The organism is Aurantimonas sp. A2-1-M11, assembly GCF_036549475.1.
GTDB lineage: Bacteria > Pseudomonadota > Alphaproteobacteria > Rhizobiales > Rhizobiaceae > Aurantimonas.
The window spans coordinates 12,315-25,249 of sequence record NZ_JAZHLI010000043.1 but is presented as its reverse complement, the minus strand read 5'-3'; the positions used below and the strand labels follow the sequence as shown (position 1 = coordinate 25,249).

The following is a 12,935-nucleotide window of genomic DNA, read 5'->3' as shown; positions in this document are numbered from 1 at the left end:
CTTGAAACAATCCGGGTGCGGCAGCCGGATCGGGGCGGTCAGACCGCCTCGACGGCCATCTGGTCGCGCATGGTCTGGCGCAGCGTGTCGATCGGGGTGAGCCCCTTCTGGGAATCGATGTGCCAGAAGGTCCAGCCGTTGCAGGCATCCAGGCCCTGCACCTTGGCGCCGATGCGGTGGATCGAGGCGGCGTCGTCGCCGATGGCGATCGTGCCGTCGGCCCGCACCCGGGCCGTCCAGCGCCGCTTGGCGTCGGTCAGCTCGGTGCCCGGCGTCACCAGGCCGGCCTCCAGCAGGCTGGCGAAGGGAATGCGCGGCTCGGCGCGCTTGCCGGCCGAGACCTTGAGAACCGTCGGGTCCAGCGCTTCGACCGCTGCGATGCGGGCTTCGGCAGCGGCGATGTAGGCGTCCTCTCGCTCGATGCCGACATAGTGGCGGCCGAGACGCTTGGCGACGGCGCCGGTCGTGCCGGTGCCGAAGAACGGGTCGAGCACGATGTCGCCGGGCCGGGTCGAGGACAGCAGCACGCGGGCGAGCAGCGCTTCCGGCTTCTGCGTCGGATGCGCCTTGCGGCCGTCGGAATCCTTCAGGCGCTCGCCGCCCGAGCAGATCGGGAACAGCCAGTCCGAGCGCATCTGGATGTCGTCATTGGCCGACTTCATGGCATCGTAGTTGAAGGTGTAGCCCTTGGCATCGGCATCGCGGGACGCCCAGATCATCGTCTCGTGGGCGTTCTGGAACCGGCGGCCGCGGAAGTTCGGCATCGGGTTGGTCTTGCGCCAGATGACGTCGTTCAGCATCCAGAAGCCCAGATCCTGCATCATCGCGCCGACGCGGAAGATGTTGTGATAGGAGCCGATCACCCAGATCGTGCCGTTCGGCTTGAGCACCCGGCGCGCCGCCAGGAGCCAGGCGCGGGTGAAGGCGTCATAGGCCTGGAAGCTCTCGAACTGGTCCCAGGCGTCGTCAACCGCATCGACCTTGGACTGGTCGGGCCGGTGCAAATCGCCGCCGAGCTGCAGATTGTAGGGCGGATCGGCAAAGATCACGTCGACGGAATTCTCCGGCAGCGCGGCCATCTGCGAAACGCAGTGCCCCTTGTGGATGCGGTCCAGCCAGGCGGGCTTTCCCGCTTCGCTCTTAACCACCTTGAGGGACGCGGAACGCTTGTATGCCATCTTCACCACCGGACTACGCAGGACATTGAACCGACGTCATGGTTACCGAACGACGTAAACAATCGGTGAAATCCTGCCTTTGTCGCGCCCTGCCGAGCGTGCTACCGGACCCCTCGAACCGATTTTTCGCAGAACGCAGCCCTCGACAGCGCCGATTGTCCGCGCTTGCAGAGCCTTTTTCCGGAGCCTTCCATGTCCGACCCCCTGCTCGTGATTTTCGATTGCGACGGCGTCCTCGTCGATTCGGAGGTGATCGCCGCGCAGGTGCAGACCGAGATCCTCGCCGAGCATGGCGTGGAGATCGACGCCGGCGAATTCGCCATCCGCTTCGCCGGACTGACCTGGCCGCTGATCCTCAAGCGCCTGTCCGAAGAGACTGGCCGCCATTTTCCCGAGGACCTGATCGCGCGTGTGAATACCGAAGTCGACCGGCGGCTCGAATCGGACGTGGAGGAGATCGCCGGGACCCGCATGGCGCTCGACCAGCTGGTCCTGCCGCGCTGCATCTGCTCGAATTCCTCGTCCCAGCGCCTGGAGCTGGAGCTCGAGCATGTCGGGTTGTGGGACTATTTCTGGCCGCATGTCTTCAGCGCGCCCGAGGTCGGCACGAAACAGGTCAAGCCGGCACCGGACGTGTTCGTCCATGCCTGCGAGCAGTTCGGCGTGGCGCCCCGGGCGGCGATCGTCATCGAGGATTCGGTCCATGGCGTGACCGCCGCGGTGGCCGCCGGCTGCCGCGTCGTCGGCTTCACCGGCGGCGGCCACACATTCCCCGGCCATTCCGACGCCCTCAGCGAGGCGGGCGCCGAGACGGTGATCAGCCGCCTGGCGGACTTTCCCGCCGTCGTGGCCGCCTTTGCCGAGTGGCAGGACGCCTGAGCGGGCGCCGGTGCTATTCCGGCGCGCCCTCGTCGAAGCCCGCGAAGATCACGATGCCTTCGGTCTGCGCCGGATCGATGAGCACCGTCTCGTCGACATAGGTGAAGGTCTGCGCGCCGCCGCTGCGGGTGATCGCCACCGATTGCTGGCCGAGCTCGGAATAGATCACGTCCTGCCCGCGCAGCACGGCGACGCGGATCGGCAGCCGCAAGGTGCGGTCCTGCGCCACCGCGCCCGGCGTCACGCGGCCGAGCACGCCGATCTTCATCAGGAGCTTGCCGTCGACGATCCGGCAGTCGCGGGTCGTGTCGGCGATGCTGGCGACATAGTCGACCTCCTCGCCGATCGTCTTGCGCAGGATCGCCGTGCCCTCGCGCAGTGTCACCGTCGGGCAGTAGCGGGCTTCGCTGCCCTGATCGAACTGGCTCGACGCAGTCATCGAGGACGGCGGCTGGGACAGCGCCCCTGCATTGCCGAGATCGGCACCGGGGCCGGCCGAGTTGCAGGCGGCAAGCAGCGTCATCGCGCCGCCGGCAGCCAGCCCGCCGGCCAGCCGGCGCAACGCGGCGAGCCGCGGCGATTGACGGGGGCGTCTCGGCGTCGCGCCGGTCGCATGCACGGGGCTGCCCGCGTCGATGGCGTTGCGTTCACCATTGGTCGCGATGGGGGGCATCACCATATGCATCACTCGGTCCTTCCGTTATCGTGGCGCGCCGTTCTATATCAGCCGCCAGTCGGTTAGGCGACTGACAGCAGCACATGACGACGCGTATCCGGCGCAAGCTGCGCTGGCTACCGCCTTGACTGCCGGGAGCGATCCCGGACCGAAGCGAAGTGGAGACGAAGTGAAATATGTGAGTTCGCGGGGAGAGGCTCCTGTCCTCGGTTTTGCCGACACGCTTCTGGCAGGTCTCGCGAATGACGGCGGGTTGTATGTCCCGGAGACCTGGCCGCAGATATCGGCGGAGACGATCCGCGGATTTGCCGGCCGCCCCTATGCCGAGGTCGCCTTCGAGATCCTGCTGCCCTTCGTCGGCGAGGACATCGCGTCGGCGGATCTGAAGCGCATGGTCGACGAGGCCTATGCGACCTTCCCGCATCCGGCCGTGGCGCCCCTCGTGCAGCTCGGCCCGTCGCATTTCGTGCTGGAGCTCTTCCACGGCCCGACCCTGGCCTTCAAGGACGTGGCGATGCAGCTCATCGCCCGGCTGATGGACCATGTGCTGGCCCAGCGCGGACGCCGCGCCACCATCGTCGGCGCGACTTCGGGCGACACCGGCGGCGCGGCCATCGCCGCCTTCGCCGCGAGCCAGCGCACCGACATGTTCATCCTGTTCCCCCACGGCCGCGTCTCGCCGGTGCAGCAGCGCCAGATGACAACGTCGGGCGCCGACAACGTCCACGCCATCGCCATCGACGGCACGTTCGACGATTGCCAGGCCCTGGTGAAGGCGATGTTCAACCACGCCGCGTTCCGCAAGAACGCCGCGCTGTCCGGCGTGAACTCGATCAACTGGGGCCGGATCATGGCCCAGATCGTCTATTACTTCACCGCCGCCGCCAGCCTCGGCGCGCCGGAGCGCCCGGTGTCCTTCACCGTGCCCACCGGCAATTTCGGCGACATTTTCGCCGGCTACGGAGCCAAGCGCATGGGCCTGCCCGTCGAGCGGCTGGTCATCGCCACCAACGAGAACGACATTCTCGTGCGCACCCTCGATCGCGGCCGCTACGAGACGACCGGCGTCCACGCCACCTCCTCGCCCTCGATGGACATCCAGGTGTCGTCGAACTTCGAGCGGCTGATCTTCGAGGCCAGCGGGCGCGACGGCGACATGGTGCGCGGCCTGATGCAGCAGTTGGCACAGTCCGGCAGCTTCACCCTGTCCGAACCGATCCTGGCCGCGATCCGCGCCGATTTCGACGCCGGCGCGACGGATGAGGCCGCGACCGCGGACATCATCCGCCGCACGCTCACGACCACCGCCTATCTTCTCGATCCGCACACCGCCGTCGGTGTCGGCGTGGCGGAAAGCCGCCTCGGCCGCGAAGTGATGATCACGCTCGGCACCGCGCATCCGGCAAAGTTCCCGGACGCCATCGAAAAGGCCGTCCAGATCAGCCCCGCCCTGCCACCCAGCCACGGCGACCTGATGCAGAAGCGCGAGACCATGGATCGCCTGCCCAACGAGATCGGCGCCGTGGAAGCCTACATTCTCGCGCGCACGCGCGCCGTCGACCAGGGAGCCGAAGCATGAGCGTCGAGGTCACCAAGCTTTCGAACGGCCTGACCGTTGCGACCGAAACCATGCCGCATCTGGAAAGTGCCTGCCTCGGCATCTGGGTAAAGGCCGGTGCGCGCGACGAGGCCCCCCACGAACACGGCATCGCCCATCTCCTGGAGCATATGGCGTTCAAGGGCACGAGCCGGCGCAGCGCCCGGCAGATCGCCGAGGAGATCGAGGACGTGGGCGGCGAGATGAACGCCGCGACCAGCGTCGAGACCACCTCATACTACGCGCGCGTCCTGAAGAACGACGTGCCGCTGGCGCTCGACATCCTGACCGACATCCTCATCGATTCGCGCTTCGACGAGCAGGAACTGGAGCGCGAGCAGCAGGTCATCCTGCAGGAGATCGGCGCGGCGGAAGACACGCCCGACGACATCGTCTTCGACCATTTCCAGGAAGCGGCCTTTCGCGAGCAGATGATCGGACGACCGATCCTGGGCACGCGCCAGACGGTGAAGTCCTTCTCGTCCGACGATCTGCGCGGCTATCTCGCCAAGCACTATTCACCTGACAAGATGATCGTCTCGGCCGCCGGCGCGGTGTCGCACCGGGCCATCGTCGACCAGATCGAGGCGGCCTTCGGCGGCACGGCGGCGGCCTCGCCGCTGCCGCTGCGCTCGGAGCCCCGGCAGGCCGCCTCCTACACGGGCGGCGAGTTCCGCCAGGAACGCGACCTGATGGACGCGCAGATGGTGCTGGGCTTCGAGGGCCGGGCCTATTACGCCCGCGACTTCTACGCCTCGCAGGTGCTGTCGCTGATCCTGGGCGGCGGCATGTCGTCCCGGCTGTTCCAAGAGATCCGCGAACGCCGCGGCCTGTGCTACGCCATCTACGCCTTCCACTGGAGCTTCTCCGATTCCGGCATCTTCGGCATCCATGCCGCGACCGGCGAAGAGGAGCTTGCGGAACTGGCCCCGGTGATCGCCGACGAGCTGACGCGGGCCGCCGCCGGCATCTCCGAGCCCGAGGTCAACCGGGCGCGGGCCCAGATGCGCGCCAGCCTGCTGATGTCGCAGGAAAGCCCGGCCGCCCGGGCGGCGCAGATCGCCCGGCAAATGCTGTTCAACGGCGCGACGATTACCAACGACGAACTCATTTCGCGCCTGGAAGCGATCACCGCGCCGCGCCTCTCCGACCTGGCCGAACGCCTGTTCGTGGGAACGGTGCCGACGCTCGCCGCCATCGGGCCGGTGTCCCGCCTGCCGAGCCGCGAAAACCTTGCGGAGCGGCTCGCCGGATCGTCCGGCGTCGAGGCGAGGGTCGCCGCCAGCCATTGACCCCGACCGATGAGGATACTGGAGCATTTCGCCGGGCCGCAGATCCCCGCCCTACACGGCGAGGGCATCATGCTGCGCATGCCGCGGCGCAGCGACTATGCGGCCTGGCGCGACCTGCGCGGCGAGAGCCGCAACTTCCTGAAGCCGTGGGAGCCGCTCTGGGCGGCGGACGAGCTGTCCTGGGACGCCTATCGCCAGCGCCTGCGCCGCTACGCCCATGACGCCCGCGATGGCGCGAGCTTCACCTTCTTCCTGTTCGACGCCAGCGGGCGCACGCTCTATGGCGGCACGACGCTGAGCCAGATCCGGCGCGGCGTCGCGCAATCGGCGACGCTTGGCTACTGGATGGGCGAGCGCTATGCCGGATCCGGATTGATGGCCAGGGCGGTCGAGCAGATGAAGATGTTCGCCTTCGACGTGCACGGGCTGCACCGGATCGAGGCGGCCTGCCTGCCGCGCAACCAGCGCTCCATCGGCCTCCTGGAGAAATCCGGTTTCGTTCGAGAAGGTCATCTGCGAAACTATCTGAAGATCGCCGGACGCTGGGAAGACCACTATCTCTATTCGCTGCTTGCCGAAGAATGGTCGTCTTCGCAGCCCAGGGCTCGCATGGGGGCAGCCGTGGTGCAATAAACGCGGGAACGGAGGCTAGGGGCGAGTCGGAATGCAAGGTCGGGGCACAACGTGAAGGCGAAAGCCATCAGCAAACGCAGAAGCGGCGTCGGGCCGATCGGTCTGGCCGCGCAGCGGATCCTGGCGCTGGCCTTCGTCATCCTTGCGCTCTGCGGTTCGGCGACGCCGTCCCTCGCCCTCGAGCCGATCAGCATCTCGCGCGGCGACACCGCCATCGACATGGGGCCGGCGGTCGACATCTACCGGGGCCAGGGCCGCGCCTTCCAGGTCGCCACCGTGCCGGGCGCCGACGGCATCGTGCGCCGCATCGAGATCGAGGCACAGTCGGCGCAGGCCTCCGGCGACTGGGCCGTCTTCGCCCTCGCCAACAACACCGACAAGCAGATCGATCGTCTCGTCGTCGCGCCGCATTTCCGGCTCGTGGGCTCGGGTATCGTCTGGCCGGATCTCGGCTCCCAGCGCATCGCCGCCATCACCCCGAGCCAGGGCTTTGCGCTGGAACGCCAGGCGAGCAGCGATGCCGACGTCTTCCTGGTGACCCTCGACCCCGGCGCGATCGTCACCTTCGTGGCCGAGCTTGCCGCGCCGAACCTTCCCGACATGCGCCTGTGGGAGCCGAACGCCTACAAGGACACGGTCAACGCCTTCACGCTGTATCGCGGCATCGTGCTCGGCATTGCCGGCCTCCTGGCGGTCTTCCTGACCATCCTCTTCGTGGTCAAGGGATCGGCCATGTTCCCCGCCACCGCTTCGCTGGCCTGGGCGGTGCTGGCCTATATCTGCATCGACTTCGACTTCTGGCAGAAGCTGATGCCGATCCTGCCCGGGCAGGAACGGGTCTGGCGGGCGGGCACCGAGGTGTCGCTCGCCTTCACCCTCGTCCTCTTCCTCTTCGCCTATCTCAATCTCAACCGCTGGCACGGCGTCCTGTCGATCTTCACCGTGCTCTGGCTGGCCGCGCTCGGCGCGGTCGGCGTCGTCGCCGCCTTCGATCCGGAGGTCGCCTCGGGCATCGCCCGGATCTCGCTGGCCACCACCGCCGCGCTGGGTCTCCTCGTGATCCTCACCCTCGCGGTCCAGCGTTCCGACCGGGCGATCATGCTGATCCCCACGTGGTGCCTCGTCATCCTCTGGGTCTTCGCCGCGTGGTCCACCGTCACGGGGCGGATCGACAACGACATCATCCAGCCGGCGCTGGGCGGCGGCCTGGTGCTGATCGTGCTGCTGATCGGCTTCACGGTCATGCAGCACGCCTTTGCCGGCGGCGGCTTCGCGCAGGGGCTGCTGTCCGACCTGGAGCGGCGCTCGCTGGCGCTGGCGGGCACCGGCGACGCGATCTTCGACTGGGACGTCAGCCGCGACCGGATCTTCGCCGGCGCCGACGGCGACACCCTCGCCGGCATGCCGGTCGGCACGATGAACGGCCCCGCACGCGACTGGCTGCCGATCCTGCATCCGGACGACCGCGACCGCTTCAAGGTTACGCTCGACACCATCCTGGAACATCGCCGCGGCCGGATCATCCAGGATTTCCGCCTCCGCGACGAGGACGGCCATTATCACTGGGTGTCGCTGCGCGCCCGCCCGGTGCTGGGCAGCGACGGCGAGGTCGCGCGCTGCGTCGGCACCCTCAAGGACGTCACCGACCGCAAGAAGGCCGAGGAACGGCTGCTGCACGATGCGCTGCACGACCAGCTCACCGGCCTGCCGAACCGCGAGCTCTTCCGCGACCGGCTCGAGGCGATCGGCGTCCTGGCGGTGACCCGCGACGACGTGCACCCGACGATCATCGTGATCGATCTCGACCGCTTCAAGCAGGTCAACGACGATTTCGGCATCGCCACCGGCGACACGATCCTGCTGACGATCGGGCGGCGGCTGAAGCGCCTGCTCAAGCCGCAGGATTCGCTGGCCCGGCTGGGCAGCGACCAGTTCGGCGTGATCCTCCTGTCGGAGACCGACGCTGCCGCCGTGGCCGATTTCGCCGAGGGGCTGCGCAATGCCATCAAGGCCCCGATCGCCTTCGCCAATCGCGAGATCGTGCTGACCGGCTCCATCGGCCTGACCGGCTGGACCGCCTCGTCGACCTCCAACGACGTGCTGAAGGAAGCCGAGCTGGCCATGTACCAGGCCAAGCGCAATGGCGGCGACAGCATCGAGCCGTTCCGTCCGGCCTATCGGAGCATCGGCTACGGCCGGCTGGAGCTGGAATCCGATTTGCGCCGCGCCTTCGAGCGCAATGAATTGTCGCTCGCCTTCCAGCCGATCGTCACGCTCGAGACGGAGGACATCGCCGGGTTCGAGGCGCTGCTGCGCTGGGAGCACCCCAGGCGCGGCGCGATCTCGCCGGCGGAATTCGTGCCGATCGCGGAAAGCACCGGCCTGATCGTCCAGCTCGGCCAGTTCGCGCTGGAGGAAGCCAGCCGCAGGATCGGCGACTGGCAGCGCATGACCGGCGACGAGAACCTGTTCGTCTCGGTCAACATCTCCAGCCGGCAGCTCATCCGCCAGGATCTCATCGGCGACGTGAAGACCGTCCTCGAACGCTACCGGATCTCGCCGAACAGCCTCAAGCTGGAGTTGACGGAATCCCTGGTGATGGACAATCCGGAGCGCTCGGCGCAGCTCCTCAACCGCCTCAAGGCGCTCGGCGTCGGCCTGTCCCTCGACGATTTCGGCACCGGCTACTCGTCGCTGGCCTATCTGATGGGCTTTCCCTTCGACACGCTGAAGATCGACCAGTCCTTCCTGAAGAACAACAGCCAGCCGCAGCGGCCGATCATCCTGCATTCGATCGTCACCATGGCCCACGATCTGGGCCTGAAGGTCGTGGCGGAGGGGATCGAGAGCGATGCCGACGTGATGCAGCTGCGCCAGCTCGGCTGCGAATATGCCCAGAGCTTCAAGTTCTCGCCGCCGCTCAGTTCCGACCAGGTGCGCAAGATCCTCGACGACCGGGCCGTCGGGCTGAAACGCGCCAGCTGAGCCGGCGGCGCCGGTCAGGCGTGGCCGGCCTCGCTCGCCAGGAACGCCGGCTGGATGCCCAGGAGGCCCAGCGCGCGGTCGTATTTGCCGTCCAGCTCGACGTCGAAGACGATGTCGAGATCGGCCTTGCAGGTCAGCCAGCCATTGGCCGCGATCTCGCTTTCGAGCTGGCCCGGCGACCAGCCGGCATAGCCGAGCGCCATGATCGCCGTCTTCGGCCCTACACCCTTCGAGATCGCCTTGAGGATGTCGATGGTCGGGGTCAGGGCGATGTTGTCGGCCACGGGCACGGTGGATTCGGAATCGTAGTCGTCCGTGTGCAGCACGAAGCCGCGCCCCTTCTCGACCGGTCCGCCCATGCAGACGCAGACTTCGCGGCCGGCCTTGGGCAGCCGGATGTCGCCCTCGCTCGCCACGATGCCGAGCTGGGTCAGGAGTTCGCCGAAACCGACCGGCTGCGCCTTGTTGATGATGAAGCCCATCGCGCCGCTCGGCGAGTGGGCGCAGACGAAGATGACGCTGCGCGTGAAGCGCTCGTCGCCCATTCCCGGCATGGCAATGAGAAAATGCCCTTCCAGGGAGGAGTCGGTCGGATTCTTGCCGATTTCGTTTTCGAGATCCATGGCGTCCAGACAATCCGTGATGGCTTACACGATAGATGGCATCGCAGGGATGTCAAAGCCAGAGTGCCTGCAACATTGGCATGGCGCGTCGCGGCATGTTGAATGGCCCGAGCGGCCGTGCTGCGCTAATCAGACGCAGGACCGCGGCCATTCGCGGCAGACAACGGAGTGTTCGGCAGATGACACGCATGGGAATGCTGGCCGGCGCCATCGCCGTGCTTCTGACGGGCGGCCTTGCGGCAAATGCCGCTCCCGCCTCGTCCTATGCCAGCGACCAGGTGAACCTGCGCATCGTGGCGGACGCGCCGGGGCCCGGCGGCACGGTGCGCGGCGCAGTCCTCGTCGACATCGCCCCGGGCTGGCACACCTACTGGCTGGATCCCGGGGCATCGGGCATCCCGCCGCGGATCGACTTTTCCGGCACGCAGGGACTCGATGCGACCGATCTGGCGTTTCCCGCGCCGCTGCGGTTCGGCGAAGGGCTGGCCCGCGCCAATGGCTATGACCGCCCCCTGGCGATCCCCTTCGAACTGTCGCCGCAGCCCGGCGTTAGCCTCGACACGGTCGCCGCCAGCCTGGCAATCGGCGTCTGCCACGAGATCTGCATTCCGGTCCAGGCGGAGCTTGCGACACGCGCGGGAGCCGCCGACGTGGCGCAGATCGTCGACGCCGCCTTCGCCGCCTTGCCCGCCGCCGATGGTCATCTCGGCCGCATCCGCTCGGCCACGCTGCCCGACGGCGGCGACATGCTGACCGTCGTCGTGGAGACCGCGCTGGACGCGCCGTCGACCGATCTCTTCGTCCTCGGCCCGCAGGGCTGGTATTTCGACGAGCCCGCCCCGCCGGTCCGCAATGGCGACAGCCTCGAATTCAGCGTCCCGGTGGCCGGTCGGCCGCGCGGCGAGACCGGCGGTCCCGATGCCGTCGAGATGGTGGTCACCGGCGCGGCGGGCAGCTTCGCCGCCGAGGCGGTGCCCGTCGCCTCCGGCCAGCCGGGCTGATGCGGGTCGACAAAGCCATCCGCCTCGCCTCATATGGCGCCGGGCCGCAACGCCGACGCAATCACGAAGGGAAACGACCACATGACCATCGGTATCGGTGACAAGCTTCCGAACGCGACATTGAAGACCAAGACCTCCGACGGTCCGGCGGACCTGTCCACCGACGAGATCTTCGCCGGCAAGAAGGTGGTGCTGTTCGCCGTTCCCGGCGCCTTCACGCCGACCTGCTCGATGAACCACCTGCCGGGCTTCCTGACCCACAATGACGAGATCCGCGCCAAGGGCGTCGACACGATCGCCGTGGTCGCGGTCAACGACATCTTCGTCATGGGCGCCTGGGAAAAGGCCAACGACGCGGCGGGCAAGATCCTGTTCCTGTCCGACGGCAATGGCGAGTTCACCAAGGCCCTCGGCCTCGACATCGACCTGTCGGTCGCCGGCCTCGGCCTGCGCTCCAAGCGCTATTCCATGATCGTCGAGGACGGCGTGGTGAAGGCGCTGAACGTGGAGGAATCGCCGGGCCAGGCCGAGCGCTCCACCGCCGAGGCGGTGCTCGAACAGCTCTGATGCCGATGGCCCCGTCCCTGCCGCATGCGGGGACGGGGTTCGCCGGACCGGCGCTGCGGGTCAGGCGGCGCCGCGGCGGCCGCGCTTGAACGGCTCCATGCCGTCGCGGGCCAGCTGGTCGGCGCGCTCGTTCATCTCGTCGCCGGCATGGCCGCGTACCCAGTGGAAGGTGACGTCGTGGCGCGCCTTCTCCTCCTCCAGCTGCTGCCAGAGCTCGGCATTCTTCACCGGCTTCCTGTCCGCGGTCTTCCAGCCATTGCGCTTCCAGCCGTGGATCCACTTGGTGATGCCGTCGCGCATGTATTGGGAGTCGGAATAGATATCGACGGCGCAGGGCCGCTTCAGGGCGGTCAGCGCCTGGATCACGGCGAGCAGCTCCATCCGGTTGTTGGTGGTGTGCGCCTCGCCGCCCTTCAGTTCCTTCTCGTTGCCGTTGGAGCGCAGGATCGCCCCCCAGCCGCCGGGACCGGGATTGCCCGAACACGCCCCGTCCGTGTGGATCTCGACCCGTCCCTCGGCGCTCATGCCGTCACCCGCGCATCGTCATAGCCGTAATCGGCAACGGTCTTCACCGACCGGTGGAAGCGCAGCTTCGCCAGGTATTCCATCGGGTCCTTCTTGGTGACGAAGGAATCGTCGGGCACGGTCAGCCAGTCGTACAGCCGCGTCAGCAGGAAGCGCAGCGCCGCGCCCCGGCACAGCACCGGCAGCGCCGCCAGTTCCGCCGCCTCCATGGGCCGCACGCTGACATAGCCCACGATCAGCGCCCGCCCCTTGGTCACGTTGAAGCTGCCATCGGGCTCGAAGCACCAGGCGCATAGGGCAATCGCCAGATCGTAGGCCAGCAGGTCGTTGCAGGCGAAATAGAAGTCGATCAGGCCGGACAGTTCGCCCGAGAGGAAGAACACGTTGTCGGGAAACAGATCGGCATGGATGACGCCCTGCGGCAGGTCGGCCGGCCAGTTCGCCTCCAGGACGTCCAGCTCGCTCTCGATCTCGGCGGCAAGGCCGCTCTCGATGCCGTCGACCCGGTCGCCGCAGCTTTCGAAGAGCGGGCGCCAGTCGCCGACGGCCAGGCCGTTGCGGCGATGCAGCGGAAAATCCGAGGCCTTGTCATGCATCCCCGCCAGGGCTTCGCCCACGGCCCGGCAGTGCTGGGCGGCCGGGCGGCGGGTCCACATGCCTTCCAGGAAGGTGAAGATCGCCGCCGGTCGCCCGGACAGTTCGCCGAGGGATTCGCCGCCCCTTGTGTGCACCGGCAGCGGGCAGGACAGGCCGCGCTCGGCCAGATGCTCCATCAACCCGACGAAGAACGGCAGGTCCGCGCGGTTCACCCGCTTCTCGTAGAGCGTCAGGATGTAGGTGCCGGAGGTGGTGCGCAGGAGGAAGTTGGAATTCTCCACGCCCTCGGCGATGCCCTTGTAGCTGAGCAGCGCGCCGATATCGTAATCGGCGACGAAGGCGGCGAGCTGCGGCTCGAAGACGTCCGTATAGACCGCCACGA

The 12,935-nt window shown here is 67.6% G+C and carries 12 protein-coding genes; 7 read left to right on the top strand and 5 right to left on the bottom strand.

Annotated elements, in window-relative coordinates; translation table 11 throughout:
• Nucleotides 1-38: 38 nt before the first annotated feature.
• On the bottom strand, nucleotides 39-1,178 hold the full coding sequence (locus VQ042_RS17395) for a site-specific DNA-methyltransferase (RefSeq protein WP_331821570.1): 1,140 nt from the start codon (nucleotides 1,176-1,178) through the stop codon (nucleotides 39-41).
• A gap of 192 nt (nucleotides 1,179-1,370) precedes the next feature.
• Here VQ042_RS17395 and VQ042_RS17390 point away from each other — a divergent pair, with 192 nt between their 5' ends.
• Nucleotides 1,371-2,057: an HAD family hydrolase gene (locus tag VQ042_RS17390; protein ID WP_331821568.1), complete on the top strand. Its 687-nt coding sequence runs from the start codon at nucleotides 1,371-1,373 to the stop codon at nucleotides 2,055-2,057.
• A 13-nt stretch (nucleotides 2,058-2,070) separates the two neighbouring features.
• Here the strand turns inward: VQ042_RS17390 and VQ042_RS17385 are convergent, their stop codons facing one another.
• Nucleotides 2,071-2,742, bottom strand: coding sequence for a hypothetical protein (locus VQ042_RS17385; protein ID WP_331821566.1), 672 nt, complete (start codon nucleotides 2,740-2,742; stop codon nucleotides 2,071-2,073).
• A 160-nt stretch (nucleotides 2,743-2,902) separates the two neighbouring features.
• Between VQ042_RS17385 and thrC the strand changes: the two genes are divergently transcribed.
• The 4 genes from thrC (at nucleotide 2,903) to VQ042_RS17365 (ending at nucleotide 9,240) form a co-directional block, all read left to right on the top strand.
• Nucleotides 2,903-4,312, top strand: coding sequence for a threonine synthase (gene thrC, locus VQ042_RS17380; protein ID WP_331821564.1), 1,410 nt, complete (start codon nucleotides 2,903-2,905; stop codon nucleotides 4,310-4,312).
• On the top strand, nucleotides 4,309-5,622 hold the full coding sequence (locus VQ042_RS17375; protein ID WP_331821562.1) for a M16 family metallopeptidase: 1,314 nt from the start codon (nucleotides 4,309-4,311) through the stop codon (nucleotides 5,620-5,622). The genes thrC and VQ042_RS17375 overlap by 4 nt, the downstream gene beginning before the upstream one ends.
• Before the next feature lie 9 nt (nucleotides 5,623-5,631).
• Nucleotides 5,632-6,255: a GNAT family N-acetyltransferase gene (locus tag VQ042_RS17370; protein ID WP_331821560.1), complete on the top strand. Its 624-nt coding sequence runs from the start codon at nucleotides 5,632-5,634 to the stop codon at nucleotides 6,253-6,255.
• Between the two features lie 96 nt (nucleotides 6,256-6,351).
• The gene (locus VQ042_RS17365) at nucleotides 6,352-9,240 is read left to right on the top strand and encodes an EAL domain-containing protein (protein ID WP_442880113.1); all 2,889 of its coding nucleotides are present in this window, start codon (nucleotides 6,352-6,354) and stop codon (nucleotides 9,238-9,240) included.
• A 14-nt stretch (nucleotides 9,241-9,254) separates the two neighbouring features.
• Here VQ042_RS17365 and VQ042_RS17360 read toward each other — a convergent pair whose 3' ends face one another.
• Nucleotides 9,255-9,863, bottom strand: coding sequence for a YqgE/AlgH family protein (locus VQ042_RS17360; protein WP_331821558.1), 609 nt, complete (start codon nucleotides 9,861-9,863; stop codon nucleotides 9,255-9,257).
• Between the two features lie 179 nt (nucleotides 9,864-10,042).
• On the opposite strand from VQ042_RS17360, the gene VQ042_RS17355 reads away from it, so the two are divergent.
• Both VQ042_RS17355 and VQ042_RS17350 read left to right on the top strand, forming a co-directional pair.
• The gene (locus VQ042_RS17355) at nucleotides 10,043-10,864 is read left to right on the top strand and encodes a protein-disulfide reductase DsbD domain-containing protein (RefSeq protein WP_331821555.1); all 822 of its coding nucleotides are present in this window, start codon (nucleotides 10,043-10,045) and stop codon (nucleotides 10,862-10,864) included.
• A gap of 81 nt (nucleotides 10,865-10,945) precedes the next feature.
• Nucleotides 10,946-11,431, top strand: a complete 486-nt coding sequence (locus VQ042_RS17350; protein ID WP_331821553.1) for a peroxiredoxin — start codon at nucleotides 10,946-10,948, stop codon at nucleotides 11,429-11,431.
• A 60-nt stretch (nucleotides 11,432-11,491) separates the two neighbouring features.
• Here VQ042_RS17350 and rnhA read toward each other — a convergent pair whose 3' ends face one another.
• Together rnhA and VQ042_RS17340 are read right to left on the bottom strand one after the other, a co-directional pair.
• Nucleotides 11,492-11,956, bottom strand: coding sequence for a ribonuclease HI (gene rnhA / locus VQ042_RS17345; RefSeq protein WP_331821551.1), 465 nt, complete (start codon nucleotides 11,954-11,956; stop codon nucleotides 11,492-11,494).
• On the bottom strand, nucleotides 11,953-12,933 hold the full coding sequence (locus VQ042_RS17340) for a homoserine kinase (RefSeq protein ID WP_331821549.1): 981 nt from the start codon (nucleotides 12,931-12,933) through the stop codon (nucleotides 11,953-11,955). The genes rnhA and VQ042_RS17340 overlap by 4 nt, the downstream gene beginning before the upstream one ends.
• Nucleotides 12,934-12,935 lie beyond the last annotated feature (2 nt).